Here is a 26815-nt window from a genome sequence, read left to right on the forward strand (position 1 = left end):
CCGCCTCCCTTCGCATCCCGGCTTCGACAGACCTCCGCCGACAACCCGGCCGAGAGCCGCTGTTGCTGCCGTCGGCCCGCCTGATCAGCCCCCCCGATCCGGCTGTGACACGGTGCACGTCGTTACGCTGCCGGACGCTTTTCAGTCAGAAGAGATTCTGATGGCTGCAGTGGAGGAATTCGACAACGTATTGCCGGCCTGGAGCGAAGGTCGTCGCCGACACCACGAAGGATCACGATGTGCCCGACGCCGACGCGGTGCCCAAGGGCCGCCTCTTACGTCCTTTGCCGCCGAAGTGCTGAGCGGCGCGGAGATCGTGAAGGCGTTCAACCCACTTCCGGCCAGCACCCTCGCCGCAGAGGTCACCGTCAGCCGGGAAGGCGGGGGGCCTTCGTCCCCACTCGGGTCTCGCAGCCATCGAGCTGGGATCGATCGAGGAGGGAGACCGGCTGATCCAGGCACCGAACATGCGCGTACTCAGGAACCTCGTCGAGCAGCGGCTCATCTGACCGCCTCGGGAGATCGGCCCGCCTCCCACCGCCGCCTCCCACCAGGAGGAAGCGAAGCGCCAGGCTGACCAGGTCTCACCGCAGTGGCCGTCGATGCAGCCGAGACACCGCGCGCACTGCGCGCGGCCGCCGCGCAGGAGAAGCGGCACAAGCATCTGTTCCGGGAATCGCAGCGGCACATCGGGCGAGACTGTGCAGAGCCGCCGAACCTGCCGAAGGCCACCCCGTCGGTCAGGAGGCTGAGGGCGGTGCCACCACTTCCCACCGGGACCTCCCTCGACCCGGGTGCTGAACCTCTCGGAGAAGACCGGGTCGCATCAGGCTTGCGCCAGGGCGCGGGCCAGGATCTGGTAGTGGGCAGGGAGTTGGAGCAGGCGCGCGGCCTGAGGCCACGTTTCGTCGATCCGGGCGCGGCAGATGTCGGCGGTGTGGACGTGGAGGGGTTCGGCCAGGAGCTCCTCGCGGAGGCAGGGAGCTGCCGATCAATAACTCCTCGATCTTGGTGAGGATTACGGGAGCGTGAGGCTGTGCCCGGCGATCGCGGCGAGCTGTTGTGCCGTGATCACGGTGAGGGCGCCGGCCGGGACCGTGTACCCGAGTGCAGTGAGCACGGGGGTGACCTCCTGGAGGGTCGCGCCGATTCTGCTCTTGGCCAGACTGGTCGCCTCGGCGAGAACGGCGTTCGTCATGGACCAGCGCTTCTTGAGGAGGAAGACGACAAGCTGGTCGGAGACGGAGAGCCGTCTGCTGCCGGCGCCAGGGCCGCCGTCGGGGCGTTTCCCGGGCAGGAAGATCGGCGGGTGCTCACTCCACCAGGCTTGGTAGCGGACGGCGAGATCGTCGAGGGCGGCGGGCTCGAGTCCGGTGAGGCTGGGGTGCCGCAGCCAGGCAGGCAGCTTGTCCCCAGTGGGGAAGCGCCCGAACTCGGCACTGGGCGGGGGTGGTTCAGGGGCGAGCGGTTCGGGGCGCACCGTGTAGTTCCACGTGCCGTGCCACTCGTGCGGCGTGACGGGCAGACGCTCCATGACGGTGTCGGGGACGGTGACACCAGTGGGGTAAGCGCCGGGGTCGAGCTCGGCGTGGACGGACAGTCCGCTGTGTGTCGTGGTCGCTCCGATGGTACTGACGACGACTTCGTGGCTGGTCAGGGGCCTGCCACGCCAGTTGATGCTGATCTGTGAGAACAGTCGGTGCTCTATTTTGTTCCACTTCGATGTTCCCGGCGGAAAGTGACAGACAGTCACATCAAGGCCCGACTCATAGGCGAAATCGGCGAGTTCCTTCTTCCAGGCACGCACACGGTAGCCGTTGGAACCTCCGGCGTCGGCGGTGACCAGCAGACGGGAAGCGTGCGGGTAGCGGCGGCACCCTTCACCGTTCCACCAGCGGCGCAAAGTGGCCACCGCGAAGGCGGAGGTGTCCCCGTCACAGCCCACCGATACCCAGCCCGCGTCCGCGCCGATGTCGTAGATCCCGTACGGCACCGCTTTCTGGGCCCCTTTCTCAGGGAAGTCGTGCGCGCGGACCTGCACCGGCTGCCCGGCGCGATGCCACTCGCGTCCGGTGACCGCGTAGTTGCCCAGCGTCTCCTTCTTCTTGGCATCCACGCTGATGACCGGCTGCCCGTCGGCGAGGTACGCCGTGACCTGATCGTTGATGTAGCGGAACTGGGCGTCCCGGTCCGGATGCCGGGCCCCCTCGGTGGTCCTCGAGGTGCCCTGCAGGGAGAAGCCCTCCGCCTTCAACAGTGCGGCCACCGTGTCCGGACCGACCCGATGCCCCTGACGTGTCAGCTCGGCCGCCAGATTCCGGGTGGACTTCACCGTCCACAGCAGCGGAGATTCCGGGTCGCCTCGCTGGTCCGGCTCGACCAGCGCCAGCAACGCGGGCACCAGCTCCGGATCCACCTCCCGCAAGGACTTCCGACCCGCGCCCGGTGCCCGGACCCGACCCGCGGGCTCCTCCGCATGCTCCAGCTCCCGCTTCCCGCGCGACACCGTGGACTCCGCCACCCCGGCCGCCCCGGCCACCATGCGGATCCCGCCATGGCCCAGGACACGGGCCGCGGCGCCCAACGTCAGGCGCTGCTGCCGCTCATCCAGATGCGGCAGCAACAGCCCGAACACATCCACCAGTTCAGCCATCGTCCCCTCCGACACATCGGCATCCTACGACCCAACAGCCCATAGAAACCGACGAGTTATTAATCGGCAGCTCCCAGGGTCATTGCGTGATCGGGATCTGTCCGGGTTCGTCACGTGAGGCCATGGGTTTGTAGGGGGCGGAGGTAGTCGCGGCCGGTGTGGCGGAGGGCGGCCGCGATGTTGGTCTGGCCGTCCTGGCGGAAGACGCTGATGGCGAGGTTGCGCAGGGAAGCCATGGCACGGGGCAGGGTGGCGGTGCGGACCTTGGAGTCGTCCTCGCGGAACGTGCGGTCCCGGACGTGGTGCAGGAGGTTCTCGATGCCCCAGTGACCTCTGATCCAGGTGGCGAGGTCAGCGCAGGTGGCGTCGAAGACGCTCAGGCTGGTGATCAGATAGACGCGCTCGATGGTCTGTTTCCCGGTGCTCAAGTCATCAGTCGTGGAGCCCAGTTGCTCCAGCACGGAAGGGATGGGCGATGATGTTCGGGCAGGCACGGTCTCGCTCGGTTCTCATGGGTCTCGACAACCACATGATCACCAGCACCGTGCCTGCTCTGCTCTCCGGGATCCATTGCCCCTACAACGGACATGACGCCGTGTCACTCATGAGACCGGCGAACCGGACCAATCCCAATCACGCAGTGCCCCTGGACTGGACGACGGCTCTCAGCAGCCTCGGCCTTGGCTGACAGCCTCGGTGTCAGCTTGGCCGGTCAGATAATGGCGCATCCGAGTAATCCCAATTTCGCCGGTATCTGATAAATTTCCATCATTTCTCAAAATTCGGCAAGCCGCGATCTTGTAGCCTTAGTTCTTGAATGGGCTAGAGAGTGGGGAGAAGGAAACCCCAGGGATATTCGATGGGTATACGCGACGCGGGACGAAGCTATGCGACTGCTTCACGGCAGCGTTGGTTCAACCGATGAATCCACTTATCTGGTCACCCTTCGGGGTGATTTCAGCTTGGTGCGCGATTCCGGGAAGTCGGTGCACGGGGTGTGGGCGGCGCTTATGGTAGATCCAACTCTGATGCAGGTTCGCACTTACACGGTTCGCCCGTTGGACTCCATCCCCGACATGGACCTCTCCGCATTGGGTGAAGTGAACACGACCTGACAGTGCCTGTTCTCGAGCGAGTCGGAGTTCGTCAGTCGCGGCGGTAAACTTTGCTGGGTCTTCGAATTTAGTGGGGGTGTGCCTCCCGTCGGCTTCGCCGGGTGGTTGCGCAGCGTGAGCGGAGGCGTTGGTTCGCTCGGTTGCGGAAGCCGAAGGCGTTACGCGCTTCGAGCTTGATGAGGCGGTTGTTGCCCTCCGAGGCGGCGTTGGTGATCCCGGTGGTCAGGTAGGTCTCGATGCCGTCCCACCACTGCTCGATGGTCTCGGCGAGGGTGACGAGTTCGGGCAGGTGAGCGTGGTCGGCGACGTGGGCGAAGAAGCGGTGGCGGGCGGTGGAGATCGCGGAGTGGTCGGGGGTGACGTGCCTGCGGGTGACGGTCAGGCCCAGGAGGTCGCGCAGGAGTTCCTTGCCCTGCCAGGCCGCATAGATCTGTCGGCCGTAGGTCCCCATGTACTCCAACTCGGTCTTGAGGAGCTCGCGTTGTTCGTCGGTGAGGTCTTCCTTGTTGCGGCGCAGGAGCTTGCGGACGCTGTAGATGCTGTCGCCCTTGCGGGCCCGGCGGCCGTGCTGTTTCCAGGTGAGGCGTCGGCGCAGGTCGGCGAGGTGGCGCTGGGCGAGTTGCACGATGTGGAAGCAGTCCACGACCACCGCCGCGTGCGGCAGGGCACGGTGGACGGCGGCGCGGAAGGTGGAGCACAGGTCGATGGCGACGTAGCGGACCTGCTCGCGCCAGGCGGCGGGCCGGGCCGTCAGCCAGTCGGCGACGGAGGCGGAGTTGCGGCCCTCGACCTGGCCGAACAGGCCGCGCCCGCCGATCGCGTCGACGAAGCCGATGTGCCAGGCGTCCGCGACCAGCTCCCACTTCTCCGTGTCCGGGTTCTGCTCCCACACCGGCTTACCCCGCCGGGTCTCGTCGATCCCGATCGCCTCGGTCACCGGCGGCTCCTCGGGCAGGACCTTCGCGGCGTAGTCCTCGAAGCAGTGCTGCACGATCGGCCAGGACAGGCCCAGATCCCGGCCGGCCTGCACCACCGATCGCCCGCCGTCACACACCGCGGCCCCGGCCGCCCGCCGAAGCGCCCCGGTCGTACGCATCCGCGCGGGTACCTGGCCTATGGACTCGGTGAACGAGCGGCGGTCGCAGTCGAGTTCGGTGCAGTGCCAGCGTGCCTTGCGCCACCGGATACTCACCGGGCGCCCGCCGCAGGACAGGTGTCTGGGGGCGGTGGTGCGGTAGTCCTTCAGCCGGGTGGAGAAAACCCCGCACGAGGGGCAGGCCCTCGCGGACTCCTCGTTCGTCACGACGTATACCGTCGATCCGCCTGCCTTGTCGTCCTTGACCTGCGTCACACTCACCCCCTCCAGCCCAAGCAGTCGCGTCGCAGCCTCGTTGGTCCCGGTATCGTCGATGCTCAAGCCCGTGGGTTCTTCATGATCGGTTGCCTAGACAACAACCATGATCACGAAGACCCGCGGGCTCCTTGCGTCCAGGCCACCCACACCCCAGGCCCATCACGCTCGGTGACTGAACGTCAGGCCGTCACCGCCGCACCCCCACTAAATTCGAAGACCCACTTTGCTCGCTGTGCAGCTTAGGAGTTAGTCCCCTGCTAGTCGCCGTCGGCGATCGCAGCCGTGTCGCTGACGGCGGCCATGTTTGCGGAGCTCCACAGCAACCCTAGCCAGAGATGGTTGCTTGGGGCCGCAGTATCGGCCTGCTTTACGGGCAGATGGCGATCACCCCAACGGCTACGACAGCCGGTGGGTCGTACTGCTCAGGAATGCTGCCCGTGTTTCCCGGACTGATGCAGATTTTGTGGCCTTTCCGGTCTATGTTGTCGTAGAGCCACACCCGTCGATTGCAGTTTATGTCATTCATGAACCTGATCGGCCAGGTCGGCCACGTCCAGTCATGAGGGTTGTCGCACGGAAAATACCCGTTGATGTAGTATCCGGCAGCGTCTGAGAATGAGACTGCAGTGTTGCTGGAGTCTGATTCCGTTGCCCCGGCAGGTGACACCGAAAACACCGCTGCCGCCCATTTCTGCTAGGGCTACGAATAACACGCGTAATCGTTGCACATTCCCTCCTGGGTTTTCGTTGTGTTGCGCCATAATGTGTGGCCATGACAAGAACTAAGCGAGGTATCGAGCATTCTGCAAATAAAGGGAACCCATTCTCCAGGTCTATTTTTTAATGAATTTCTGGATTGTCAAGGAGTCTTTGAGCCCTCTACTCGATCAGGGTTGGGTCCCCTTCGAGTCAGGAACTCAGCCCCCTCGGGCTCAGCTGATGGGAACCGTAGTGGCCGCGCCACGTATGACGGCGGCGCATCACTGCCCTGTGCGAATATCCGCCTGCCGTTCGGTGACGGGGGCGCGCCACTGTCGGCGGGTGACGGGTTCGCCGTCGATCCACCACGCGGCCGACGCCACCTCGAGGGGAAGGCCCGCCATGAAGTGCACGATGCCGGCGTAGTAGGCGTAGTCACCGCCCCGGGTGGCCGCGTGCAGCCGGGGGATCGAGGCGTCGACCTGGTCGTGGTCGGCGCGGACGGCGTGGCGGAACGCGAGGGCGAGGTCCAAGGTGAGTTCGGCGTATGTCAGGCCCGCCGTGCGGATGTCGGCGCGCAGGACCTGGGCGCGGTCGTCGATGTCCGCGTCGTCGCGCCTGGCATCCCGTAGGAGGGCGGCAACCCGGGTGATTACGACGGTGGCGCGCAGGGCCGGGCAGTGCCGTCGGCTCGAGGGCACTGCCCCGGTGGTTCTACCGGCGGTAGAATCGCCGGCATGAGCAAGCCGACGAGCATCAAGACCAGTGAGGAAGTGCGCAACCGGCTGCGTATCCTCGCCGACGAGCGCGGCACCACCATCACTGAGCTGCTGGAAGAGCTGGCCACTCGCGAGCTCACGGAAGCCGAGCGGGAGCAGCGTGCTGTCGAGGCCGCCCGTGAGCTCGGCATTGAGTACACCGAGCAGGTTCAGCAGGTCGGCCAGGACGCCTGGGCGAAGATCCGTGCCCATCAGGGCGGCGCCGGCGCATGAACCTGACGGCCGTCCTGGACCACACCGCTCTGGCCGCCCTGTACCGCGCGGACTCCTTCTTCACGGGCCTCTACATCGAGGCCTCACGTGGCACCGGTCGTGTCATCATCCCCTCCCTCGCCGTGCTCGCCGCCGAACGGCAGGTTGCGGGCGCAGGCAAGCACGCGGCATCCCTGCGGTTCGCGGAGAACGTTCCGTTCACCGCAGCTCATGCTGTGGACGCGATGGACTGGAGAAGCGTGGACTGGCCGGTGGCCCACGCTGCTGCGATCGCCTGGCACGCGGTGAAGGCGGGAGAGCCGCTCACGGTCCTGTCGCTGGAACCCGAGCTGTACGCGGGTACCGGCATCACTCCGCTGAACCCCACCTGACCCGCGCCGCCTCGGACGAAGGGGGGCCATTTCCCGCGGGAAACGGCCCCCTTCTTTGGTCAGTGCCCGGCGTGCGGGTGCGCCTGCCGGGCGATGACCAGGCCACGCCAGCGGCTGCGGATGTGCTGCTCACTGTCGAGCCACCGGACTCCGGAAGCCTGATCGACAGGCACGTCGGCCATGAACTGGGCGATGTCGACGAAGTAGGCATGATCTTCGTCGGACGTCTGTTCTCGTAGCCGGGTGAGCGTGGCGTGCAGTGCGGTGTGGTCGTCAAGGACGGCCTGGTGAAAGGCGCAGGCCAGCTCGATCGCGGGTGTCAGCGAGGTGAAGCCCGCGATATCGAGTTCGGTGCGCAGCGTGGCGATCTGGTCGTCGACGCTGTCGCTGCCGACATCGCGGATGAGTTCGGCCCGGCGGACGTTGATGGTGGTGGCGCGCAGGTTGAGGCCGGCCAGGAGCTGGTGGGCGAGGTCGATTTCCGCGGTGGCCTGGTCGGGGGCGTAGAGCGCGATGGCGAATGTGCGCAGGGCCTGGCTGTGGGCGGCCTCGCCGGCCTTGCCGTGCTGTTCGGCTTCGGTGCGTCCGGCGAGGTAGGCCGCAGCAGCACGCTCGGGTTGGCCTTGAAGCCAGTACAGGTCACCCAACACGCGTTGGTGGCGGCCTTCCCAGCCGAGATTCTGGGCGGCGGCGAGGGCGGTGGGGAAGTCGCCGGCCAGGCGTGCGGCGTGGGCCAGGCCGCGGCGGGCTGCGGGGGCGAGGCGGCCGCCCTGGTCGGCAACCTGCTGGTAGTCGCGGCGGGATTGGGCGGCTCGGCCGGTGTCGCGCAGGGCCTTGGCCCGGTAGTAGAGCACCATCTCCTGCAGGTCGGCGGGCAGCAGGTCGGCGTCGAGGACGGCGGTGAGTCGGCTGACGGTGCGAGCGCGGTGCTCGTGCTGGCGGCGGGTGAGGGTGCTGAGGAGTTCCACGAGGGCGTCGGCGGGCGTGCCGGGCGCCGGGGCGCCGGGGGCGGGTGGGGTGACCGGCTCCCAGACGGAATCGCCGACGTAGGTCCAAGCGGCGTCGGTGGGCCAGTCGAGGTCGAGGTCGAGGTTGTAGTCCCGGGCGATGGCGAGGCCCCGGCGCAGGCAGTCCACGAGGAGCCGGCGATCGCGGCTGGTGCCGGCGGTCCAGTGCTCGCCCAGCGCGGTGAGGGTCCGCTGGGCGGCCTGATGCCAGTCACGCGGAGACCAGCGGTCGTCGGCGTGATCGTCGGCGTCCCGGAAGGTGGAGGGGATTAGCCCATGCAGGTGGTAGGGCCACAGGCCGAAGGGGTCCTGCCGGACGAAAGGGCGTTCGATCAGGCGCAGTGCCGGCGCCTCGTGGGTCAGGCCGGCGGATCGTGCGGCGAGCGGCAGGTCGAAGGCGTCGAGCAAGGACACAGAGCGCAGTACGTGCCGCCCGGGCGCGGTGAGGTCGGAGAGGGTGCGGGCGATCGGGGCGGGGAAGTCGTGGTCGAAGTCGGCCGGGGCGGGGTTACGGCCGGTGCGGCGATCGAGGAACCGCATCACCGGCAGGTCGAGGTAGAGCGGCAGGCCGTGGGAGCGGCCGGTGATGACCTGGCGGATCGGCATGCGGGAGATCGTGAACGCGATCCTCTACCAGGGTCGGACCGGCTGCCAGTGGGCCTACCTCCCGCACGACCTGCCACAGAAGAGTGCGACGTACTACTACTTCGCCGCCTGGCGGGACGACGGAACCGACCAGGTCATCCATGAGCTCCTGCGCTGCCAAGTCCGTGAACGCGCCCGACGATTAGAGGACCCGACCCTGGTGGTGCTGGACACCCAGAGTGTCCACGCGGCCGTCGGGGTCCCCGCCGCCACGACCGGCTACGATCCGGCGAAGCGGATGCCGGGCCGCAAGCGCGGCGTGGCCGTGGACGTCCTCGGCCTCGTCATCGCGGTCGTCATCCTCGCCGCGAACATCCACGACAACACCGCGGGCATCGTCCTGCTGGACCAGGTCGCCGAGCACACCGGCGACACCGTCCGCAAAGCCCTGGTCGACCAGGGCTTCAAGAACCAGGTCGTCGAACACGGCGCCGCCCTGGGCATCGACGTCGAGATCGTCGAACGCGACCCCGGGCACCGGGGATTCCTGCCCCAGCCGAAGCGGTGGAGGGTCGAGCAGACCTACGGGATCCTGATACTGCACCGGCGCCTGGTCCGTGGCTACGAGCACCGCACCGCCTCGTCCGCCTCCCGCGTCTACTGGGCGATGTCCCATGTCATGATCCGCCGCCTTACCGGCGCGAACACCTCCACCTGGCGCGAAGAGGCAGTGAGCGCGTGAACATTCGCCCTCTCCTTGACGCACTGGACCTGCAAGAGGACGCCGCCCGGGCCCTGACCGACGACCTTCGCGCGCAGATCGACGACCTGCAGACCCGGCTACGGGAGGTCGAGACACACCTCGAGCACCTCGCGATCACCCGCAAGACCGTCACCGGCCTCGCCGACCGGCTCCCCGCATCCCCGCCCGAGCTGCCCGAGCACCCGGACTACCCGCGCATCCTCGCCGCCTTCAACGAGTCGACCGGCCCCCTGCGGGCCAAGGACGTCTGCCAGGCCCTTGGCCACGAACTGCTGCCGAAGAACATCGAAGGCACCCGGGCCAAGCTGAAGCGCCTGGTCAAACTCGGCATCCTCACCGAAGCCGACACTGGCTGCTTTGCCCGGCAGCAGTAGCCGGCACCGCGGCCAGCGCCCTGCCCCAAGCCTCACTTCGAAACGGACATCACCTCACGAACCGCCCACTACGCAAACGCCCGCGCACGCGGGAAACGCAACCCGCACGCCACCCGCATCGTCGCCCGCGCGTGGCTCCGCGCCATATGGGCCTGCTGGCACAACGCCACCCCCTACGACCCTGACAACCACCCCGCCACCCAACGCCTCAAAGCCAGCTGACTTGACTCAGAGGACTCAAGCGGTACGTCGCCCGCGAGCTCTACCGCCACATCCAACCCTCTTCTGCAACTTGACGAAACATAGGGGCTTCTACAAGTCCTACCGGATGGGACGGCGGCTGCCGATCGGCAAGGCCACCGCTGCCGTCATTACCACCCAGCAACAGCGCGTGCGTGACCTCTTCCCCGACACCCCGCTCGGCGAGCTGAAACTGCTGCCGAGCATGCGGGCCAACCCGCATGGCACCAAGGCGATCCACTCCATCGGCGAAGGACACCGCACCTGGGTCGCCGCGCTGCCCGATTTCCTGGTCCCCACCACCGTGGAGGAGAACGGGCAGCCGATCACCCGGATGCTGCCGTTCGACAAGACCAGGATCTTCCCCTATGCCTACCGGCACAGCTACGCCCAGCGGCACGCCGACGCCGGCGTGGCCCCGGATGTCCTGAAGGAGCTGATGGACCACTCCGATCTCAAAACCACACAAAATTACTATCGGGACCCTCGGGAATTGCATCAGGCGGGCGAGAAATCGCAGGTCGCGTGGTCAGGACAGTGTCCGGCGAGGACTCCATTCTCCTGCAACTTGGTGGCCTGAGCTGGGGGTTTGGAGATCAGATCCCATCTGATGCAGGATTTGCCCTCCGGAAGGGAGGGCGGAAGTGGGTCTTCAGCGACGTGCCGACCTGGCTGGGGCGGCTCATCTGGAGCTGGTCTCCGGTGTGGTCCAGCTGCGTCCGCAGGACGCGATGGTCGAGGCGATGCTGCGGGGCTGGCGGGCTCAACAGGCAGCTCGTGGGCTCCGCGAGGACACCGTCACCGCCCGGGAACGGCTCGTACGCCGGTTTCTGGAGTACACCAACGAGTACCCGTGGGCCTGGACGCCCGGTCACGTGGATGAGTGGTCGCTGTGGCTGACCAGTGAGAAGCACCTCGCGCCGTCCACGATCCGCAGTTATCAGGGCAGCCTGCGCCTGTTCAGCGAGTTTTTGATCGACGGCCGTTACGGCTGGGCGGTGGCCTGCGAGGATGCCTTCGGCACTCACCCGGTGGCCATCTGCCATGAGTGGAACACCATCGCCCACCTCAATGACTACGAGGGTCGTCCCGAGGCGAGGCCGTTCACCCGCGAGGAGATCCAGCGCTTCCTCGACTACGCCGACGACCAGGTCGAACGGGCGGTCCGGGCCAGACGCAAGGGAGCCCTCGCCGCCTACCGCGACGCCACCCTCTTCAAGGTCATCTACGGGTGGGGGCTGCGCCGGACCGAGGCGTCGAAGCTGGATGTGGTCGACTTCGGGCGGAACCCGAGGGCTCCGCAGTTCGGCCGGTACGGCACGCTCAACGTCCGCTACGGCAAGGCCAAGAAGGGGCAGCCGCCCCGGCGCCGCAACGTGCTGTCGGTGATGGACTGGGCGGTGGAGGCGGTCGCCGACTATGTGGAGAACGTACGTCCCCGGTTCGGCTGCGAGGACCACCCCGCGTTGTGGGTGACCGAACGGGGCGGCCACATCAAGCCGGCGGAGATCAACGCCCGGTTCGTCGCCTACCGCGACGCCCTGAAGCTCCCGAAGGAGCTGACCGTCCACTCCGCTCGCCACGCCTACGTCACCCACCTGACCGAGGACGGGGTCGACCGGCGGTTTCTCCAGCTTCTCTTGAGTCCTCAGCAGTGTGTCCATGACGTGCAGCACGAGCCTGGGGCGGGCGGCGATCTGTGTGGTGGAGGTGGTTATCTACCGCCGTCCACCAGGCAGTTCTCCGGGAGGTTTGATGCTGGTGCAACGGGTGCTGATGCCCGACTCGTCGCTTGAGTCATGGACGGTCCTCGGCAATGAAGGCGGGATAGTCGAGCCGATCGAGCGTTACCTCGCCTACCTGACCGACATCGAGCGGTCGCCGAACACGATCAAGGCATACGCCCATGATCTGAAGGACTGGTTCGTCTTCCTCGACCGACGCGGTCTGGACTGGCGTGAAGTCCGGCTGGAGGACTTGGGCGAGTTCGTTGCCTGGCTCCGGCTGCCGCCTGCGGGACGGCATGGCGGTGTGACGTTGCTGCCCTCGGCGGAGCATCACTGCGGGGTCACCACGGTCAACCGGAAGCTCTCCGCCGTCAGCGGTCTGTACGTTTTCCACGCACGCCATGGAGTGGACCTCGGCGACCTTGTCACCGAGCTGCAGCCGGTCCGCGCCCGCCGCACGGGCTGGAAGCCATTCCTCTACCACCTGGCCGGCGGCCAGCCGGAGCGGCGTCGCACGATCAAGCTGAAGACGCCTCGCACGCATCCGACGATCCTGACGGCCGCCCAGGTCCAGGCGATCCTGGACGCCTGCACCCGGCTGCGGGACCGGTTCCTGTTCGCACTGCTGTGGGAGACCGGGGTCCGGATCGGCGAAGCTCTGGGCTTGCGGCACGAGGATCTGGCTGCGGCAGAAGGCGAGTTGACCGTCATGCCGCGCGTCAACGACAACCGGGCGAGGGCCAAGTCCGCATCGCCCCGCACCGTTCCCGTCGGCCCCGAGATCGTACGGCTCTACGCCGACTACCTCCACGGTGAGTACGGCGACCTCGACAGCGACTACATGTTCGTCAATCTGTGGGGTGGCTCCTACGGGCGCCCGCTGACCTACGCGTCCGTCTACGATCTCGTCCTGCGACTGCGCCGCGACACGGGCATCGACTTCGACCCCCACTGGCTCCGGCATACCCGAGCGACCTTGCTCCTGCGGCAGGGAGTGCCGATCGAAGTGGTCAGCACTTTGCTAGGACATTCCTCGATCGCCACCACGCACGACATCTACGGCCACCTGTCGGTGGAGGACGCCCGCCGTGCTCTGGAGGCCGCAGGATTCCTGACCGGCCGGGAGGTGCGCTGGTGAGCCAGGAGACTTTCGCCCTTCCGTCTCCCGGCGCCGGACTGCTGAGCAAGTTGATGGCTGCCGTCCGGCCGGAGTTCCGGGTGGATGTGTTCATCCCCGAGCCCGGGGAACTGATCTTCGGTCTGGGCGTCTGCCGGGTTCCCGGCTGCCCGCGCCAGCCCCGCACCCGCCAGCTCTGCCGCGGCCACTACTACCGCTGGCAACGCCGCGGGAAACCGGACGTTGAAGCGTTCATCGCCGATCCCGGAGCCGATCCGGTCGGGCGGTCCGAGCTGACCGCCTGCGCCATCGCCGGATGCCGCTTCGGAGCGGCCCGTCAGGGCCTATGCGTGAGCCACAACGGCTTCTGGGAGCGAGCGGGCAAACCCGACAAGAAGATCTGGACCGCGGGTCTCCCTGTGGTCGAAGACGACGGCCGCCGGGTCTGCCGGCTGTCCTTCTGCACCCTGTGGGCTCAGGGGAAGCCGCCGTTCTGCCACAACCACAACTCCCGCTGGCAGGCCGTCGGCCGCCCCGAGATCGAGGAGTTCGTACGCCGCTGCGAGGCAGCGGGCGACGACCGGTTCGACTTCCGACCGTTGGACGGCCAGCGGCAGCTGCGACTGGAGCTGCAGTACGCACTCCAGTGCCGTCACGACGACCGGCAGGTCAACACCCACAGCTCGGCCGTCGCCCCGGTGATCCGACTGGCCGCCGCCAGCGGCACCGCGTCGTTGCTGGAGTGGCCGATGGAGCGGTGGAGCGAGTACTACGCGGCGATGCGAGGCGCCAGCCACAGCCAGAACGGGCAACTGGCCTTCCTGCGCTATGCGTACACGCATCTGGAAGACCTCGTCCACGGCAACGGCTGGGAGAGCGAGTTCCCGCGCGATGTATGGGAACTGCGCCGGCTCGGCATCGAGGGCACCCGGGCACGGCTGCGTTTCGACCGCATCACCCAGCCGTGGCTGCGTGAGCCGGCCAAGCGATTCGTGCGCTGGCGGCTGAGTATCGGCCGCAGCATCAACCAGGCCGTCGTCGACATCCTTGCCCTCAACCGCTTCTCCGGCTTCCTGGCCGATCCCCGCGTCGCCGCCGACAAGCTCACCCGCGTGGACAGGACCGTGCTGGAACGCTACCTCGCCGACCTGGCCCAGGACCCGCGCTCGACCCATTCCCGCAGCCGGGACATCGGCTCGCTCAACGCCTTCTTCAACGCCGTGCGCCGCCACGGCTGGGACCAGAGTCTCCCGGCGAACGCGACCTTCTACCCCGACGACTTCCCCCGCCCCGACAAGCGGCTGCCCCGGGCGCTGGCCGAGCACGTGATGGCCCAGGTCGAGCAGCCCGCCAACCTCGACCGCTGGCACAACCCCGACGGCCGCGTGCTGACCTTGATCCTCATGCGCTGCGGACTGCGCGTCGGCGACGCCTGCAACCTGGCCTTCGACTGCATCATCCGGGACGCCGACGGCGCCGCCTACGTGCGCTACCTCAACCGGAAGATGAAACGCGAAGCCCTGGTCCCCATCGACGAGGAAGTCGAGAACGAGATCACCACGCAGCAGCAGCGCGTCCTGGACCGCTGGCCCAGTGGCAGCCGGTGGCTGTTCCCGGCACCCCGCATGAACCCCGACGGCACACGGCCACTGACCACACATTCCTACCGCGGGCAGCTCGACCTCTGGCTGGAGCGGTGCTACGTCCGCGACGAACACGGCCGGGCCGTCCATCTGACGCCCCATCAATGGCGCCACACTTTTGGAACCAGACTGATCAACCGAGACGTCCCGCAGGAAGTTGTACGCGTCCTTCTCGATCACTCTTCCGGCGAGATGACAGCCCACTATGCCCGGCTGCACGACACCACGGTCCGCCGGCACTGGGAGAAGGCCCGCAAGGTCAACATCCAGGGCGAAAGCGTCACCGTCGACCCTCAAGGCCCTCTGGCCGAGGCCACATGGGCCAAGCAGCGGCTCGGCCGTGTGACCCAGGCCCTGCCCAACGGCTACTGCGGTCTGCCAGTACAGAAGACCTGTCCGCATGCCAACGCTTGCTTGACATGCCCGATGTTCGTAACGACCCCCGAGTTCCTGCCCCAGCACCGTGAGCAACGGCAGCAACTGCTGCAGATCGTCTCCGCCGCCCAGGCCCGTGGCCAAGCACACGTGGCCGAGATGAACCGCCAGGTCCTCGGCAACCTGGAGAAAATCATCACCGGTCTGGAAGACGACCCCGGACAGCCGGAGGCGACCGCCGATGCGAGCTGACAACAGTCGGCACATCGTCGACGCCGCCCGCCGCCGCAGCGAGTACACCCGCGCCAAAGCCATCCAGGCCCTCCGCACCCTCGACGCCGCAGGCGAGCCGGTCACATTCGAGACCGTCGCGAAGCAGGCCGGAGTATCCCGGTCCTGGCTCTATGCCCAGCCGGACCTGCGAGCAGAGATCGAGCGACTACGGGCAGCACACCGCCGGGAACCCAGATCGCCGGTTCCCGCACGTCAGCGCACTTCCGATGCTTCGCTGCTGCGACGGCTCGAAGCCGCCAACGCGCGCATCCGGCGGCTCACCGAAGAGAACCAGCAACTCCGCGAGCAACTCGCCCGTGCCCTCGGCGAACAACGCGCCGCGACGACCCGTACCAACTCACCGCGGGCAGGCGCAAGCAACCCTGTCGACGGTCACCCAGTTCCCCACCGCCAGCGTCAGCTTCCCCGCCCACCCGTTCGAGCTGATCGTGTCGAGTAGGCGGGTGCTCGGCGCGGCCCTGTGTATCCGGCTACGTCAACGGCAGGAGCGCCAGCACCTCTTTCAGGTTGTGCTCAGCGATCCCCTGCATGAACGCCCGGTCGGGGAAGTCACCGTCGAGGAGACGCAGTGGACCGGCTACCAGCGACAGACGCATCGCGAGCATATAGAGGTCGAGGCGCTGCGGATCGAGACCGGGCCGGGCCAATGCGGGGTACCACTCGCCGAAGCGGAGCTGGAGGAAAACGTGCTCCCACTCGACGTCGAAGTACATCAGGCCCTCGATGTCGATCAGGACAGGGTGACCTTCGGCGTCGACCAGGACGTGGTCGGGTCCGAGTTCACCGTGGATCAGTCCGTATTGCGCGCGAGGGCTCACCCGATCAGCCAGTTCCTGCAGACGGTCGCGCAATGCCGTGCCGGCTGCCGCGATCCTGCCGTCACGCCCTGCCGCCTCCTCAAGGTCCCGCATGGCGCGGTCGAGGACCCGTCGCTCGCACGAGATCTCGGATGCGGAGCCGCCCCGCTCCAACAGGTCCACCCTGCCGTAGTGCTGGGCCTGGTGCCGGTGCATCACCTCAAGCATCTCGGCGAGGTCGCCCAGGGCTCCCGCGGCGCGCGTGGGATCGGTTTCGAAGAGTGCTTCGAGCGTGCCGCCGGAGGCATCCTCGACCACGGCGACGTCCGCCGGATACTGGCGACGGCTGTCATCCGCCAGGAGCACCTGCGGAACCCGCACCCCGAGGCTGTTCAAGCTCCGCTGCGCGGTGAGGAACGGGACCAGCCCGGAGGCGGGCGCGAACGGGTCAGCCGGGTCGGCTTCGTGCGCGCCTGGCCAGAAGTTCTCAGCTTCGGCCCAGCTGTAGATGATCACACTCGCCGGGTGGCTTCCGTCGAGGCGGACCCGGTACACCCCTTTCTTGCTTCCCCCGCGCAACCGGTCCACTGCGACAACGTGGCATCCCGCTCCCAGTGCGTCACGCACGAGCCCCGACAGGTCTTCGATGTCCGCGAATTGCCGCATCCGCAGAACCTACTGAAGAGGCCGCCGCGCGTGCCACTGGATACCTCCTCCGCAGCCTCCGACTGCCGACGAATGGCCGACGCCCGGGAGACCCTCCAAGAGACCGTCGACGAGCAATCCCAGGTCGGTAACGATCGGCCCGTACTGAAAGGCCCCCCAATGCCCTCATCAGCTACGTCACGGACAACGACCGCAACACAAACGCACAGGTCAACAGCCTGCCAACCCAGCGAACTAAAGATAATCCAGCAGCAAGTCGGTCACGAGAATGACAGCTCCACCGCCATCTACACGCACGTCAGCGACGACTTCATGAACACCATGCTCCACAAGGCACTCGCGCCCGCACTCGCCCCGACCTCCGCAGACAAGGACCGCTGATGGCCGCGAAGCTCGACTACCACTGGCACCTGCGCAAGGTCATGGCCGACCGCGGACTCTTCTCCACCACCGACCTCATCCCGCTGCTGGACGAACGCGGCATCACCCTGTCGTCCAGCCAGGTCTACCGGCTCGTCGTCGAGCGCCCCGAGCGGCTCAGCCTGAAGATCCTCATGGCCCTGCTCGACATCCTCGACTGCACCATGGACGACCTCATCGAGCCCGTGGCCGCTGCCGGTGCCGGATCAACCACCCGGACGAAGAAGGCGGTTGGCGCCGAGACCGGTGTCGGTGACCTGCGACCCAAACGGGCCCGCGTCCGCGGTGTCGAGCGGCCGTGACCGCACCCGGACACCCCGAGCGGGCCGTCTCCGATCCGATCGGGCTGATCGTGGATCTGGTCGCGGCCGTCGAACACCGACTGGAGCCCGACCGGATCCGCGCTGTGGTCACCGGCGTCGCGGGCGGCCGCGCGAAGGCACGCCGCCTCGCGGCGCATCTGGCCGAGCATCCCAGCGTGCTGGGCGACGGACGCTCTCCGGCGCCCAGGGCCGTCGGCGACCTGCTCATTGCCCTGCGTGAGGCCGGAGCCCAGGCCATCTCGCCACCGTGTTGCGCCGAGTGCGGCAGACAGATGCGAACCCTCCAGCGACGCGGCCAGGACTGGTACTGCTGGAACTGCGGACCACAGCCCGAGCCGTGTGCTGCCTGCGGAAACACCCGCCGGGTCGCTTCACGCGACCGGGCCGGGCGGCCGCGATGCGGCAAGTGCCCGGACACCGACGGACGCGACCCCATCGCGGTGATCGGCGCCCTGATCACCGAACTGGACCCGCAGGCAGGGCGCAAAGCGATCGCCGACGCGGTCCGCCGGTCGGCGCCCCGCCCCTCCTACCAGCAGAAGCTCGCCTGGGCCCTGGAAGCCAACCCCGCCTTGCTGACCGGGGACGGCCACCTCGCACCCCACCGCGCGATCCTCCGGTTGATCGACCTGCTGCACGCGGCCGGCGTCGCCGGGATCGTGCGGCCGTCCTGCCCCGGCTGCCACAGAGTCGTACGCATCGACAAGCCCCTGGATGGACAGCGGGTCTGCCGCACCTGCGTCGCCCACTCCCGCATCGAGGAGTGCTCAGGCTGCGGGGCCCGCCGGGAGCCGGCCACCCGCGACGACCATGGCCGGCCGCTGTGTCCCAACTGCCTGGTCAACGACCCGGCGAACCTGGAGACCTGCATCAACTGCGGCAGACGCAAGGTCGTGAACACTCGCACGCCGGACGGTCCGCTCTGCTCCAGCTGCCCCTCCCTGCCCACTGCGACTTGCAGCATCTGCGGCGCGGAGAAGCCCTGCGGCACCTCCCGCACCACGGGGCGACCGTGGTGCCCGGACTGCCAGCGTCACTCAGCACCGTGCTCGGTCTGCGGAGGTGTCGCCACGGTCGCCTCCGGCACCCTCGGCCAGCCCCTTTGCGCTGACTGCACCGCCCCTGAGGTCTGGCACACCTGTCCCACCTGCAGTGATCCTGACTACCCGCACCCCGGCCAGTGCGCCCGTTGCCTCGTCAACCGGCGCCTGGGCGAGCTGCTGGGTCCCCCGTCCGATGCTCTCCACCCCGGCCTCGAAGCCCTCCGGTGCAACATCGCCACCACCGAGCACCCCATCACCGCCAGGCGGTGGCTGAACAAGCCGTCCGTCTCCCCGGTGCTGTCCGACCTCGCGTCCGGCCGTCGAGCCCTGACCCACGAAGCCCTCGACGAACTGCCCGACAGTCCGCCCCTCGCCCACCTCCGCCAAGTCCTCGTCGGCGTCGGTGCCCTGCCCGAGCGGGACGAGTACATGGTCCGCCTCGAACGCTTCCTCACTGGCCTGCTCGCATCCCAGCAGGACCCCGAGCAACGCAAAGTTCTGCACCGGTACACGATCTGGCACCTGGTCCGGCGGCTTCGCCGACGCAACAACGGCCGCCCCATCACCCCGCAGCAGTTCATGTCCGCACGTCAACGCGCCCATGCGGCCGTGGCCTTCCTGAACTGGCTTACGGCCCACGACCTCACCCTGGAGACGTGCCGGCAGGCCGACCTCGACCGGTGGCTCACCGACGACTTGGCCACCTACCGCCAGACGGCCGGCCACTTCATCCGCTGGGCCCGCACCAACAAGCTCACCACGGTCCATGTCCCAGCCGTCCGCTGGAACGGCCCCACCCAGCCACTCGACGACGAACACCGCTGGAACGTCGCACGCCGGCTCCTGCACGACGACACCCTCAAGCCTGAAGACCGCCTCGCCGGGCTGCTTCTCCTCCTCTATGCCCAAGGGCCGTCGGCGATCCACCGGTTGACCACCGAGGACGTCGAGGCCGGCGCTCAGGAGGTACGACTCCACCTCGGCAACGCCCCCATTCAGCTGCCCGAGCCCGTCGCCCAGCTGGCCCGCACTGTCGCCGCGAACCGCAAGGGACACGCGACCATCGGCGCCCTGGCGCCGTCTCCATGGCTCTTCCCCGGCGGCCAGCCCGGACGGCCGATCAGCACCACACAGCTGACGCAGCGACTGAACAACCTCGGCATCCGCCCCAACCAGGCCCGCAGCACCGCTCTTCCAGCTCGCCACCGAGATCCCCGCCGCGATCCTCGCCCGCACCCTCGGCATCCACACCGACGTCGCCGTCGCCTGGCAACGGCTCTCCGCAGGCGACTGGGCCACCTACGCCGTCGAGGTCAGCCGACGGGTGAAGCCGACGTGACGCTCGCTGACGGCCACTCCAGGACCGTCAGCTCGGGCCACTGCTCACGCCACCGCGCCGCCTTGCTCTCATAGACCGACCGCGGCGCGAGCACTGGGTTCGGACGAACGACGAGGTTGAACACATCCGAAAGCCCGTGCGGCGCATACACACGCCACCGGCCGTCGGCCTCCACACGAACTCCCAGACAGCACGTCGTCGCAGCGAAGCTGTCGATCGCCGCCTCGGTGGAGTGATACGGCGGACACGCCACTCCGAACTTGTCCCCATACCAAAGGTGAACCCGTGCCTCGTTCCGGATCTCGACCTCTGCAGGCAGGTCGGCGAAGACCTCCCGCCCGGTCTTGATCACGGCATCCTCCGCTTCCCAGGACAGATCGCCCTCGTCGAAGTAGAAGACGTCGTAGTCCTTGATGCCGCTGGTCGGCGGCCTGTCCGTGACCACGTTCCACACGGTCTGGAACAGGCACCCTGCCGTCACATACCACCCAGGCAGATCCAACGTCGCAGTCCGCGCCAACACCTCCGTCAGCACGTCGTTACGCGACAGCACCGCGCGCAGGGACTCAAGTTGCTCGTCGAGAGGAAGTCGGCTGATCACCAACCCTGCCTACCACGGCTCGCCCGACAGCGGGCTCGATCCGCCTCAGAGGACCCTCGCCCCAGAGGCATTCCGACGGTTCCAATACCCGACGTCACCATTAGTCGGTGAGACCCGCAAGCGGGAGGCCGTGGAGCGGGTCACCGCAATGCAGTTCGACCGCAACGGCAACCGCGTCTGGCGCAAGGCCCAGGCCCTGCTCGACTCCGAGCACGCCCGCCGGGCCATCGGAGAGGTCCAGGTCCCCTACGGGCTCTGCACAGAGCCCACCAACGTCCAAGCCGGCGGACACGACTGCCCCGTCCGATTCCGTTGTGTCGGCTGCGATCACTTCCGCACTGACGTCTCCTACCTCCCTGACCGGAAAACTCAACGGTCAGATGGGGATGGCGAGATAGCCCCTCGATGGTGACGGTCGGGGGCTGGTGTGGGGCGGTGGGGTCGTGGGATGTCAGGCGGCTGCCGGGGTGAGGGTGACGTCGTGGCCGAGGGCCTTGAGCTGGCGGACGAGGTCGCGGCTCTTGCGGGCCGGGTCGAGGTTGCGGGTGTGGAAGTCGGGGCCGAGGTCTCGGTAGCGGGCGGTCGGGTCGTTCATGAGGTGCCAGACGGCGACCAGGATGGAGCGGGCGACGGCGACCAGGGCTTTCATGTGGCCGCGGCGTTTGACGATGCGGCGGTAGCGGGCGCCGAGGAAGGTGTCGGTGCGGGCGGCGGAGATTGCTGCTTCGCCGAGGGCGCCGCGGAGCCAGGGGTTGCCTTTGCCGGTGGGGCCGGAGGTGTTCTTGTTTCCGGACTGGAGGGTGCGTGGGGAGAGTTTCGCCCAGGACACGAGATGGCCGGCGGTGGGGAAGACCGTCATGTCCAGGCCGGTCTCGGCGAGGATGACCTGCGCGGTGCTGGGGCCGACGCCGGGGATCTCGTCGAGGCGTTCGGTGTCGGTGATCGGTATGAGGGTGCCCTGTCCGGGGCCTTCGTCGTCCTCGGTGGTGGACAGCTCGGCCAGACGCAGGGTGATCCGGGCGGTGAGCTTGTCGATCTGCACGGTGAGGTAGTCGACGGTGTCCAGCAGCATCCGGCACATGAAGGCGTGGTGTTCTTCGAACCGGCCGGTCAGGGCCTCGGCCAGGGTGCTGTGGCTGGCCTTGATGGTGCCGTGGGCCAGGTCCGCCAACGCCTTGGGGCTGCGTTCGCCCGCGATCAGTGCCTCCAGCATGGCCCGGCCGGAGACGCCGAAGATGTCGGCGATCACGGTGGACAGCTTGATCTGGGCGTCCTCGAGGAGTTTCTCGGTGCGCTGCTTGTGGCGGGTGCGCTCGTGGGTCATGACGGCCCGGGCCCGGGTCAGATCGCGCAGTTCACGGACCGGCTTCGGGGGTACGAACGAGGGCCGGAGCATGCCGCGTTCGGTGAGCTTGGCCAGCCAGACCGCGTCCAGGCGGTCGGTTTTGGGCCGGCCCGGGACGTTCTTGACGTCACGGGCGTTGACCAGCCAGCACTCCAGACCACGCGATTCCAGCAGAAAGAAGTACGGCTTCCAGTAGGTCGACGTCGCCTCCATCACCACCCGGGTGACGCCCTGGCAGACCAGGTGGTCGGCCAGGTCCAGGATCGCGCCGCTGGTCGCGACGGTGTTGAAGACCCGCTGCACGCGCTTGCCGGGCTTGTCCTCGTGCGGCACCCGCACACAGACCATGCCCGACGCCTTGGCGATATCGATCGCCGCGACACGGGCCACGAGCTCCTCGGCCTGCTCGATCTCCTCGACGCCACCGTCGTCGGTGTCCGCCATGCACAACTCCCTGGTATCGATCCGTACGGGCCGACGCCTGCCCAGGGGGCCGCGGGGGGAGCGAAAATCTGACCGGCGTGCTCGATGGCAACAGTGCGTGGCCCCTCTGCGGCCCCGGCACCAGACTGACCTACGGGCTCAACGTCCCAACGAGCTACCGGCGTCGGCGGGCAGGCGCCGCAGCCATGTTTTCACGCCGGCAAGGCGCACCCGAAGGGAACAGGGGGACTGACCTGGAGGCATACCTCGCCGATCTCCTCCGCGGCCGCGAACGTCTGGCCGCCTTCGCCGCCGATTCCTGGGGGAAGGCCGAGGCCATGCCCTCCGACGAGGAGATCACCCGGGTCCGCCGCCTGGTCAAACGAGTCCGCGAAGACCTGGAGGACCTCACCGAGGAGGACCGGATTCAGATCAAGGAAGCCGTCACCATGGTCCGCCGCACCCGCCGCGTCGTCTCGCTCGGCCTGCCCCGCGTCGGACCGCCCCAGGACCTCCGCCCCGAAAGGCCCGCAGGATGACCAACCCCATGATCGACGGCAAGCGCGCCGACTCGGCCCGCCGCCGCGAGCGCGTCCTGAAGGCCATCGACGCCGCCGCCAAGAGCGGCGGGGACATCACCGTCTCCGGTCTCGCCAGAGCCGCCCGAGTCGATCGGACCTTCCTCTATCGCCATCGTGACCTGCTCGAACGCGTCCACGCCGCCGCCAACACCCCCGCTGAGGAGGGGCGGGTCGCGGCGGTCAGCCGAACTTCGCTGCAAACCGACCTCGCGAACGCGCTGGAACGTAACAAGCGCCTCGCGGCACGGGTCCGGCAGTTGGAGAGCCGCCTGTCCTCCCAGCTCGGCGATGCCGTCTGGGCCGAAAACGGCCTCGGTGCTCCCGTCGACATCGACCAGCTCCAACGTCGCATCGCTCTCCTTGAGCAGGAGGTCACCGCCAAGCAGGGCGAAGTCGACGAACGGACAGAGGAGTTGGAGGCGGCGCGAGCTGCCAATCGAGAGTTGACCCGGGCTCTGAACCACCGGCCTTGAGCCCGACCAGCCACCGTCCGATCTGAGCGCTCAGGTCACCCCACGGCGGTTCTCGGCGGCCTTCGGCCGCCGAGAACCGAACCAGGTGGTCACTGCACAGCAGATCACCGGATCGGGCACTTACTAGGTGGCCGGCCAGTTGGAGCGAAGGGCCGACCGGCTCACAAGTGGGCGCCAAGATCGGTGCCCGGGCATGCCGCGCCGGGGTTCGGGTCCACTCCGACCGGGGAGGCGTGCACGATCCGCAGCGTTGTTCGGCCCGCGGGCCCCGAGGTGGTTGTGGTCTTGAAGGTCGAGGTTGTCGTACAGGGTGGGTGCGGGTGTCGGGGAGCCAGCGAGAGAGGACGTTTTACTGGCTACGCGGGCTCCGGGCGGCCACAGCCGGCTCGACGCGCGACAACGAGGTCAGCAGCTGTCACCCGGTGTGCTCGCCGCTGGGCTCTGACTTGGCTGTATTGAGCTGGTGCCACCGCTGATCGGTGCCACAGGACGGCCGCCGACAGGTACGTCCGTACTGTGTGTCACCATCCGTGAGTGAGTACGTCGTCGAGGGCGTCGACGAAGACGTCGGCGCTCGTCGTGGTCAGGCACAGCGGTGGCTTGATCTTCAGGACGCACATCCGGTCCGAAGTCGGCTGCATCAGCACGCCCAGCTCTCGTAGCCGTTCGCAGATGGCGGCTGTCTCCTCGGTCGCCGGCTCCCGTGTCTCGTGGTCTCTGACGAACTCGACGCCCAGATACAGGCCACTGCCGTGGACGGCGCCGATCAGCGGGTGCTTGTCGGCGAGTCGCAGCAGCCGCGTTCGCAGGTGTGCGCCGACCGTGCGGGCGTTGTCCTGGAGACCTTCGTCGCGGAGCACGTCGAGCACGGTCAGTCCGACCACCGAACTGACCGGGCTGCCGCCGGCCGATGAGAAGAAGTAGCCCTGCGAACGGTAAGCGTCGGCGATCTCGCGTCGGGTGATCACCGCCCCCAGGGGGTGGCCGTTGCCCATCGCCTTGGCGACAGCGACGATGTCCGGTTCGACGCCCTGCTGCTCGAAGCCCCAGAAGTGGGAGCCCAGCCGCCCATAGCCGACCTGCACCTCGTCGGCGATGCAGAGACCGCCGGATTCCCGGGTGGCGGCGTAGACCTGCTCGAGGTAGCCGTCGGGCAGAGCCATTCCGCCGGCGTTGCCGTAGTAGGGCTCGCACACGAACGCCGCTGGAGGGCGTCCGGACCTGACCAGGTCGGCGATCACGGCCGTGGCCTCGGGGCCGTAGAGGTGCGCCTCAGGGCCGCGGTGCGGGCCGCGGTAGCTGTTCGGTGTGGGGACTGTGTGAACCCACGCGGGGCGGGTGGCCAAGGCGTTCGGGTTGTCGGCCGTCGAGGTGGAGATGGCGTCACCGGCGTAGGTCCAGCCGTGGTACGCCTCCTCCACCGCGACGACATCGCGCCTCCCGGTAGTGGCCCAGGCCAGCCGCAGTGCCAGATCCACGGCCTCGGAGCCGCTGTTGACGAGGAAGACGGTGTCGAGTCCGTCCGGCAGGAGCGCGCTCAGCCGCTCCGACAGCTCCACCACCGAGGCGTAGTGGAAACGGGAGTTGGTGTTGAGCCGCTGCCACTGCCGGTGCACTGCTTCAACCAGTCGCGGGTGACCGTGGCCCAGGACGGTCACGTTGTTGAGCATGTCCAGGTAGCCGCGGCCGCGGGTGTCCACCAGGTGGTGCTGCCAGCCTCGCTCGATCTGCGGAGGCGTTTCGAAGTAGTGCTCCTGCACGGTGGCGAAAGACCTCACTCGACGCTCCAGCAGGACGCTCTCCGGCTCCGTGGGCGTGTCCGCCACGGGGCGGTCCGCCCGGGGGAGGATCAGGCCGGTGGGATCAGGGCACATCGTCAGCCAGCCCGCGTCCAGCCCTGGCGGAGTGAAGCGTGGTGCAATTCCCGTGCCCAGCCGGGACAGTTGCACATCCAACCGATACCAGCTGCCCTGTGCGGCGACGGTGCCCAACTGCTGACCGGATACGGCCTCTCTCCCGTCGATGACCGCGACAGCCGGGTTGATGCCGTCGAGCACCAGGTGCAGCCCCCCGGCGGTCAGGGTCACTCCGTGCTCGGCGTGCCGGGTGACCGTGCCAGCCCACGGCGCGTGGACCGCCAGCGGGCTGGTGAGGTGCACCTCCACGCCGAGCGCGAGCGTGGCGCTCTCCTCTGTGTTATCGACCCGTGTGCGGGTGAGACGGCACTCTCCGTGCCGGGTCAGCACTGCCGTGCCGCCCGAGGCGAGTGCCCGTGCGACCACAGCGGACTCCGCGTCGGGATCGAGCCAGCCGCCGCCGTGCAGCGCGTCGCTGGTAACGGACAGGTCGAGCACCGTTGCTTCGGAGGGAAGTTCGGGGAGAAGAGGGTGGCTCGAGGTCGGCGGATCGCTGTGCGGGGCGGGTTCGCCGATCACCTGCCGGAAGTGGGCCGCCATCACCTCGGCCGGTACCGAGGCACCGGCCTCGAACATGGCCCACTCACGGTCAAGGGCCGCCGTAGCGTAGCCGTTGCCGGGGTCCTGCAGTGCGGCGTGCTGCCCGCATACCACCAGCACGCAGCCGCGCAGCACGATAAGGGGCCACAGCACGTCCAGCTCGTCTCCGACGAGCGGCCGTACGGCGTGGAACGCGCGGACCGCGGAAAGCACCGAAGCCGGTGTGGCTCCGTGATGATGCAGGACGGAAGTGCAGGCGACCGCCAGCTCGGCCACGGCCCAGCTGTGTGTGAGATCTCCGAAGTCGATCAGCCCGACCGGTATGGGGCGGCCGTCCGGGTCCGTCCGGCACACCACGTTGTTGTCGGCCACATCGCCGTGAATGACCTGTATGGGAAGCCGCGCGGCGCGCCGCTCCACCAGTTGTTGTGCCGCGCGGGCGGCTCGCAGCACACGCTCGGCCCTTCGCTGGTCGACCATGTGCGGGGCCAGGGCCTCGACGACTTCGAGGGCGTTGCGCAGGTCCCACAGCATCGGCCTGTCCGGAGTCGGTATGTCGAGGCCTTCCAGGGCCGCGGTGATGCGTCCGGCCAGCTCTCCCAGCCGCGCCACCACCCGCGGAGCCAGATAGCGGCTGTCCATGATGGGTTCACCGGGAACATAGTCGAGCAATTGGCAGTCGTAGTCCTGGCCGTCCACGGAGACGGTCTGGATGTGCTCCCCGTCGACTCCAACCCGGGCCCGCGGTAGCCGCAGCTCCGGCAGCGCCCGGGCGAGGCGCTCGGTGGCCTCGGACTGCGCCCTCAGTACCGCGCGGTCGATGACCGGGTTGAAGACCTTGAAGACGTACCCGTGCTCATCCAGACCGGTACGCACCCGGAAGTTGCGGTCGTGGTTGCTGCCCAGATCCTCGAGTGTTCCCTCGATGCCGAATCGCTCCGTGAGGAGGGCTGCGGCCCGCTCCTCCTCGATTGCGACCATCGGCGCCACCAGCCACTCGGCAGAGGAGATGCCCATCGAATTCTCCGTTCATCAGTTG

The 26815-nt window shown here is 67.9% G+C and carries 21 protein-coding genes and 1 pseudogene; 13 read left to right on the forward strand and 9 right to left on the reverse strand.

Features of this window, described 5'->3' with window-relative positions:
• Window positions 1–1018: 1018 nt before the first annotated feature.
• The 4 genes from OG819_RS50660 to OG819_RS50675 form a co-directional block, all read right to left on the reverse strand.
• Window positions 1019–2653, reverse strand: coding sequence for an ISAzo13 family transposase (locus OG819_RS50660; RefSeq protein WP_266655916.1), 1635 nt, complete (start codon window positions 2651–2653; stop codon window positions 1019–1021).
• Window positions 2654–2763: 110 nt separating this feature from the next.
• Entirely contained in the window at window positions 2764–3081 is a 318-nt protein-coding gene (locus tag OG819_RS50665; protein ID WP_266656620.1) for a hypothetical protein, read from the reverse strand.
• A gap of 754 nt (window positions 3082–3835) precedes the next feature.
• Window positions 3836–5185 (reverse strand): ISL3 family transposase, encoded by a 1350-nt coding sequence (locus OG819_RS50670; RefSeq protein WP_266647383.1) that lies wholly within the window; start codon window positions 5183–5185, stop codon window positions 3836–3838.
• A gap of 917 nt (window positions 5186–6102) precedes the next feature.
• On the reverse strand, window positions 6103–6522 hold the full coding sequence (locus OG819_RS50675) for a hypothetical protein (protein WP_266656622.1): 420 nt from the start codon (window positions 6520–6522) through the stop codon (window positions 6103–6105).
• 36 nt (window positions 6523–6558) lie between these two features.
• Between OG819_RS50675 and OG819_RS50680 the strand changes: the two genes are divergently transcribed.
• Both OG819_RS50680 and OG819_RS50685 read left to right on the forward strand, forming a co-directional pair.
• Window positions 6559–6813, forward strand: a complete 255-nt coding sequence (locus tag OG819_RS50680; protein ID WP_266656254.1) for a hypothetical protein — start codon at window positions 6559–6561, stop codon at window positions 6811–6813.
• Window positions 6810–7184 (forward strand): PIN domain-containing protein, encoded by a 375-nt coding sequence (locus tag OG819_RS50685; RefSeq protein ID WP_060895202.1) that lies wholly within the window; start codon window positions 6810–6812, stop codon window positions 7182–7184. The genes OG819_RS50680 and OG819_RS50685 overlap by 4 nt, the downstream gene beginning before the upstream one ends.
• A 59-nt stretch (window positions 7185–7243) precedes the next feature.
• Here OG819_RS50685 and OG819_RS50690 read toward each other — a convergent pair whose 3' ends face one another.
• Complete coding sequence (locus OG819_RS50690) at window positions 7244–8797, reverse strand: hypothetical protein (RefSeq protein ID WP_266656624.1); 1554 nt, start codon at window positions 8795–8797, stop codon at window positions 7244–7246.
• On the opposite strand from OG819_RS50690, the pseudogene OG819_RS50695 reads away from it, so the two are divergent.
• The 7 genes and pseudogenes from OG819_RS50695 to OG819_RS50725 form a co-directional block, all read left to right on the forward strand.
• A pseudogene (locus tag OG819_RS50695) lies at window positions 8796–9518 on the forward strand (IS5 family transposase); the annotation flags it as partial. The gene OG819_RS50690 and the pseudogene OG819_RS50695 sit on opposite strands and share 2 nt — an antisense overlap.
• Complete coding sequence (locus tag OG819_RS50700) at window positions 9515–9913, forward strand: hypothetical protein (protein WP_266656628.1); 399 nt, start codon at window positions 9515–9517, stop codon at window positions 9911–9913. The pseudogene OG819_RS50695 and the gene OG819_RS50700, both read left to right, overlap by 4 nt.
• 292 nt (window positions 9914–10205) lie before the next feature.
• Entirely contained in the window at window positions 10206–10733 is a 528-nt protein-coding gene (locus tag OG819_RS50705) for a tyrosine-type recombinase/integrase (RefSeq protein ID WP_266656630.1), read from the forward strand.
• Between the two features lie 64 nt (window positions 10734–10797).
• Window positions 10798–11949 carry a tyrosine-type recombinase/integrase gene (locus tag OG819_RS50710; RefSeq protein ID WP_266656632.1) on the forward strand — a complete coding sequence of 384 codons (1152 nt, stop codon included), beginning with the start codon at window positions 10798–10800 and terminating at the stop codon, window positions 11947–11949.
• Window positions 11909–13018, forward strand: coding sequence for a tyrosine-type recombinase/integrase (locus OG819_RS50715; protein WP_266656634.1), 1110 nt, complete (start codon window positions 11909–11911; stop codon window positions 13016–13018). The genes OG819_RS50710 and OG819_RS50715 overlap by 41 nt, the downstream gene beginning before the upstream one ends.
• A complete protein-coding gene (locus tag OG819_RS50720; protein ID WP_266656640.1) occupies window positions 13015–15267 on the forward strand; it encodes a tyrosine-type recombinase/integrase in 2253 nt (750 codons plus the stop codon). Before OG819_RS50715 ends, OG819_RS50720 begins: the two co-directional genes overlap by 4 nt.
• Entirely contained in the window at window positions 15257–15748 is a 492-nt protein-coding gene (locus tag OG819_RS50725) for a DUF6262 family protein (protein ID WP_266656642.1), read from the forward strand. The genes OG819_RS50720 and OG819_RS50725 overlap by 11 nt, the downstream gene beginning before the upstream one ends.
• A 31-nt stretch (window positions 15749–15779) precedes the next feature.
• Here the strand turns inward: OG819_RS50725 and OG819_RS50730 are convergent, their stop codons facing one another.
• Window positions 15780–16772 (reverse strand): phosphotransferase, encoded by a 993-nt coding sequence (locus OG819_RS50730; RefSeq protein WP_266656644.1) that lies wholly within the window; start codon window positions 16770–16772, stop codon window positions 15780–15782.
• Between the two features lie 380 nt (window positions 16773–17152).
• On the opposite strand from OG819_RS50730, the gene OG819_RS50735 reads away from it, so the two are divergent.
• Together OG819_RS50735 and OG819_RS50740 are read left to right on the forward strand one after the other, a co-directional pair.
• Complete coding sequence (locus tag OG819_RS50735; RefSeq protein ID WP_266656646.1) at window positions 17153–17494, forward strand: helix-turn-helix transcriptional regulator; 342 nt, start codon at window positions 17153–17155, stop codon at window positions 17492–17494.
• A complete protein-coding gene (locus OG819_RS50740; protein WP_266656648.1) occupies window positions 17491–19971 on the forward strand; it encodes a site-specific integrase in 2481 nt (826 codons plus the stop codon). Before OG819_RS50735 ends, OG819_RS50740 begins: the two co-directional genes overlap by 4 nt.
• Here the strand turns inward: OG819_RS50740 and OG819_RS50745 are convergent.
• Window positions 19872–20498, reverse strand: a complete 627-nt coding sequence (locus tag OG819_RS50745; RefSeq protein ID WP_266656650.1) for a nucleotidyltransferase family protein — start codon at window positions 20496–20498, stop codon at window positions 19872–19874. The genes OG819_RS50740 and OG819_RS50745 overlap by 100 nt on opposite strands.
• A gap of 451 nt (window positions 20499–20949) precedes the next feature.
• On the reverse strand, window positions 20950–22287 hold the full coding sequence (locus tag OG819_RS50750) for an IS110 family transposase (RefSeq protein WP_266647905.1): 1338 nt from the start codon (window positions 22285–22287) through the stop codon (window positions 20950–20952).
• 185 nt (window positions 22288–22472) lie between these two features.
• Between OG819_RS50750 and OG819_RS50755 the strand changes: the two genes are divergently transcribed.
• On the forward strand, window positions 22473–22805 hold the full coding sequence (locus tag OG819_RS50755; RefSeq protein WP_266656652.1) for a transposase: 333 nt from the start codon (window positions 22473–22475) through the stop codon (window positions 22803–22805).
• Window positions 22802–23320, forward strand: a complete 519-nt coding sequence (locus OG819_RS50760) for a DUF6262 family protein (protein ID WP_266656654.1) — start codon at window positions 22802–22804, stop codon at window positions 23318–23320. Before OG819_RS50755 ends, OG819_RS50760 begins: the two co-directional genes overlap by 4 nt.
• Before the next feature lie 521 nt (window positions 23321–23841).
• On the opposite strand, the gene OG819_RS50765 is transcribed toward OG819_RS50760, so the two are convergent.
• Entirely contained in the window at window positions 23842–26793 is a 2952-nt protein-coding gene (locus OG819_RS50765) for an aminotransferase (RefSeq protein ID WP_266656656.1), read from the reverse strand.
• Window positions 26794–26815 lie beyond the last annotated feature (22 nt).

This window comes from Streptomyces sp. NBC_01549 (assembly GCF_026339955.1).
Taxonomy (GTDB): domain Bacteria; phylum Actinomycetota; class Actinomycetes; order Streptomycetales; family Streptomycetaceae; genus Streptomyces.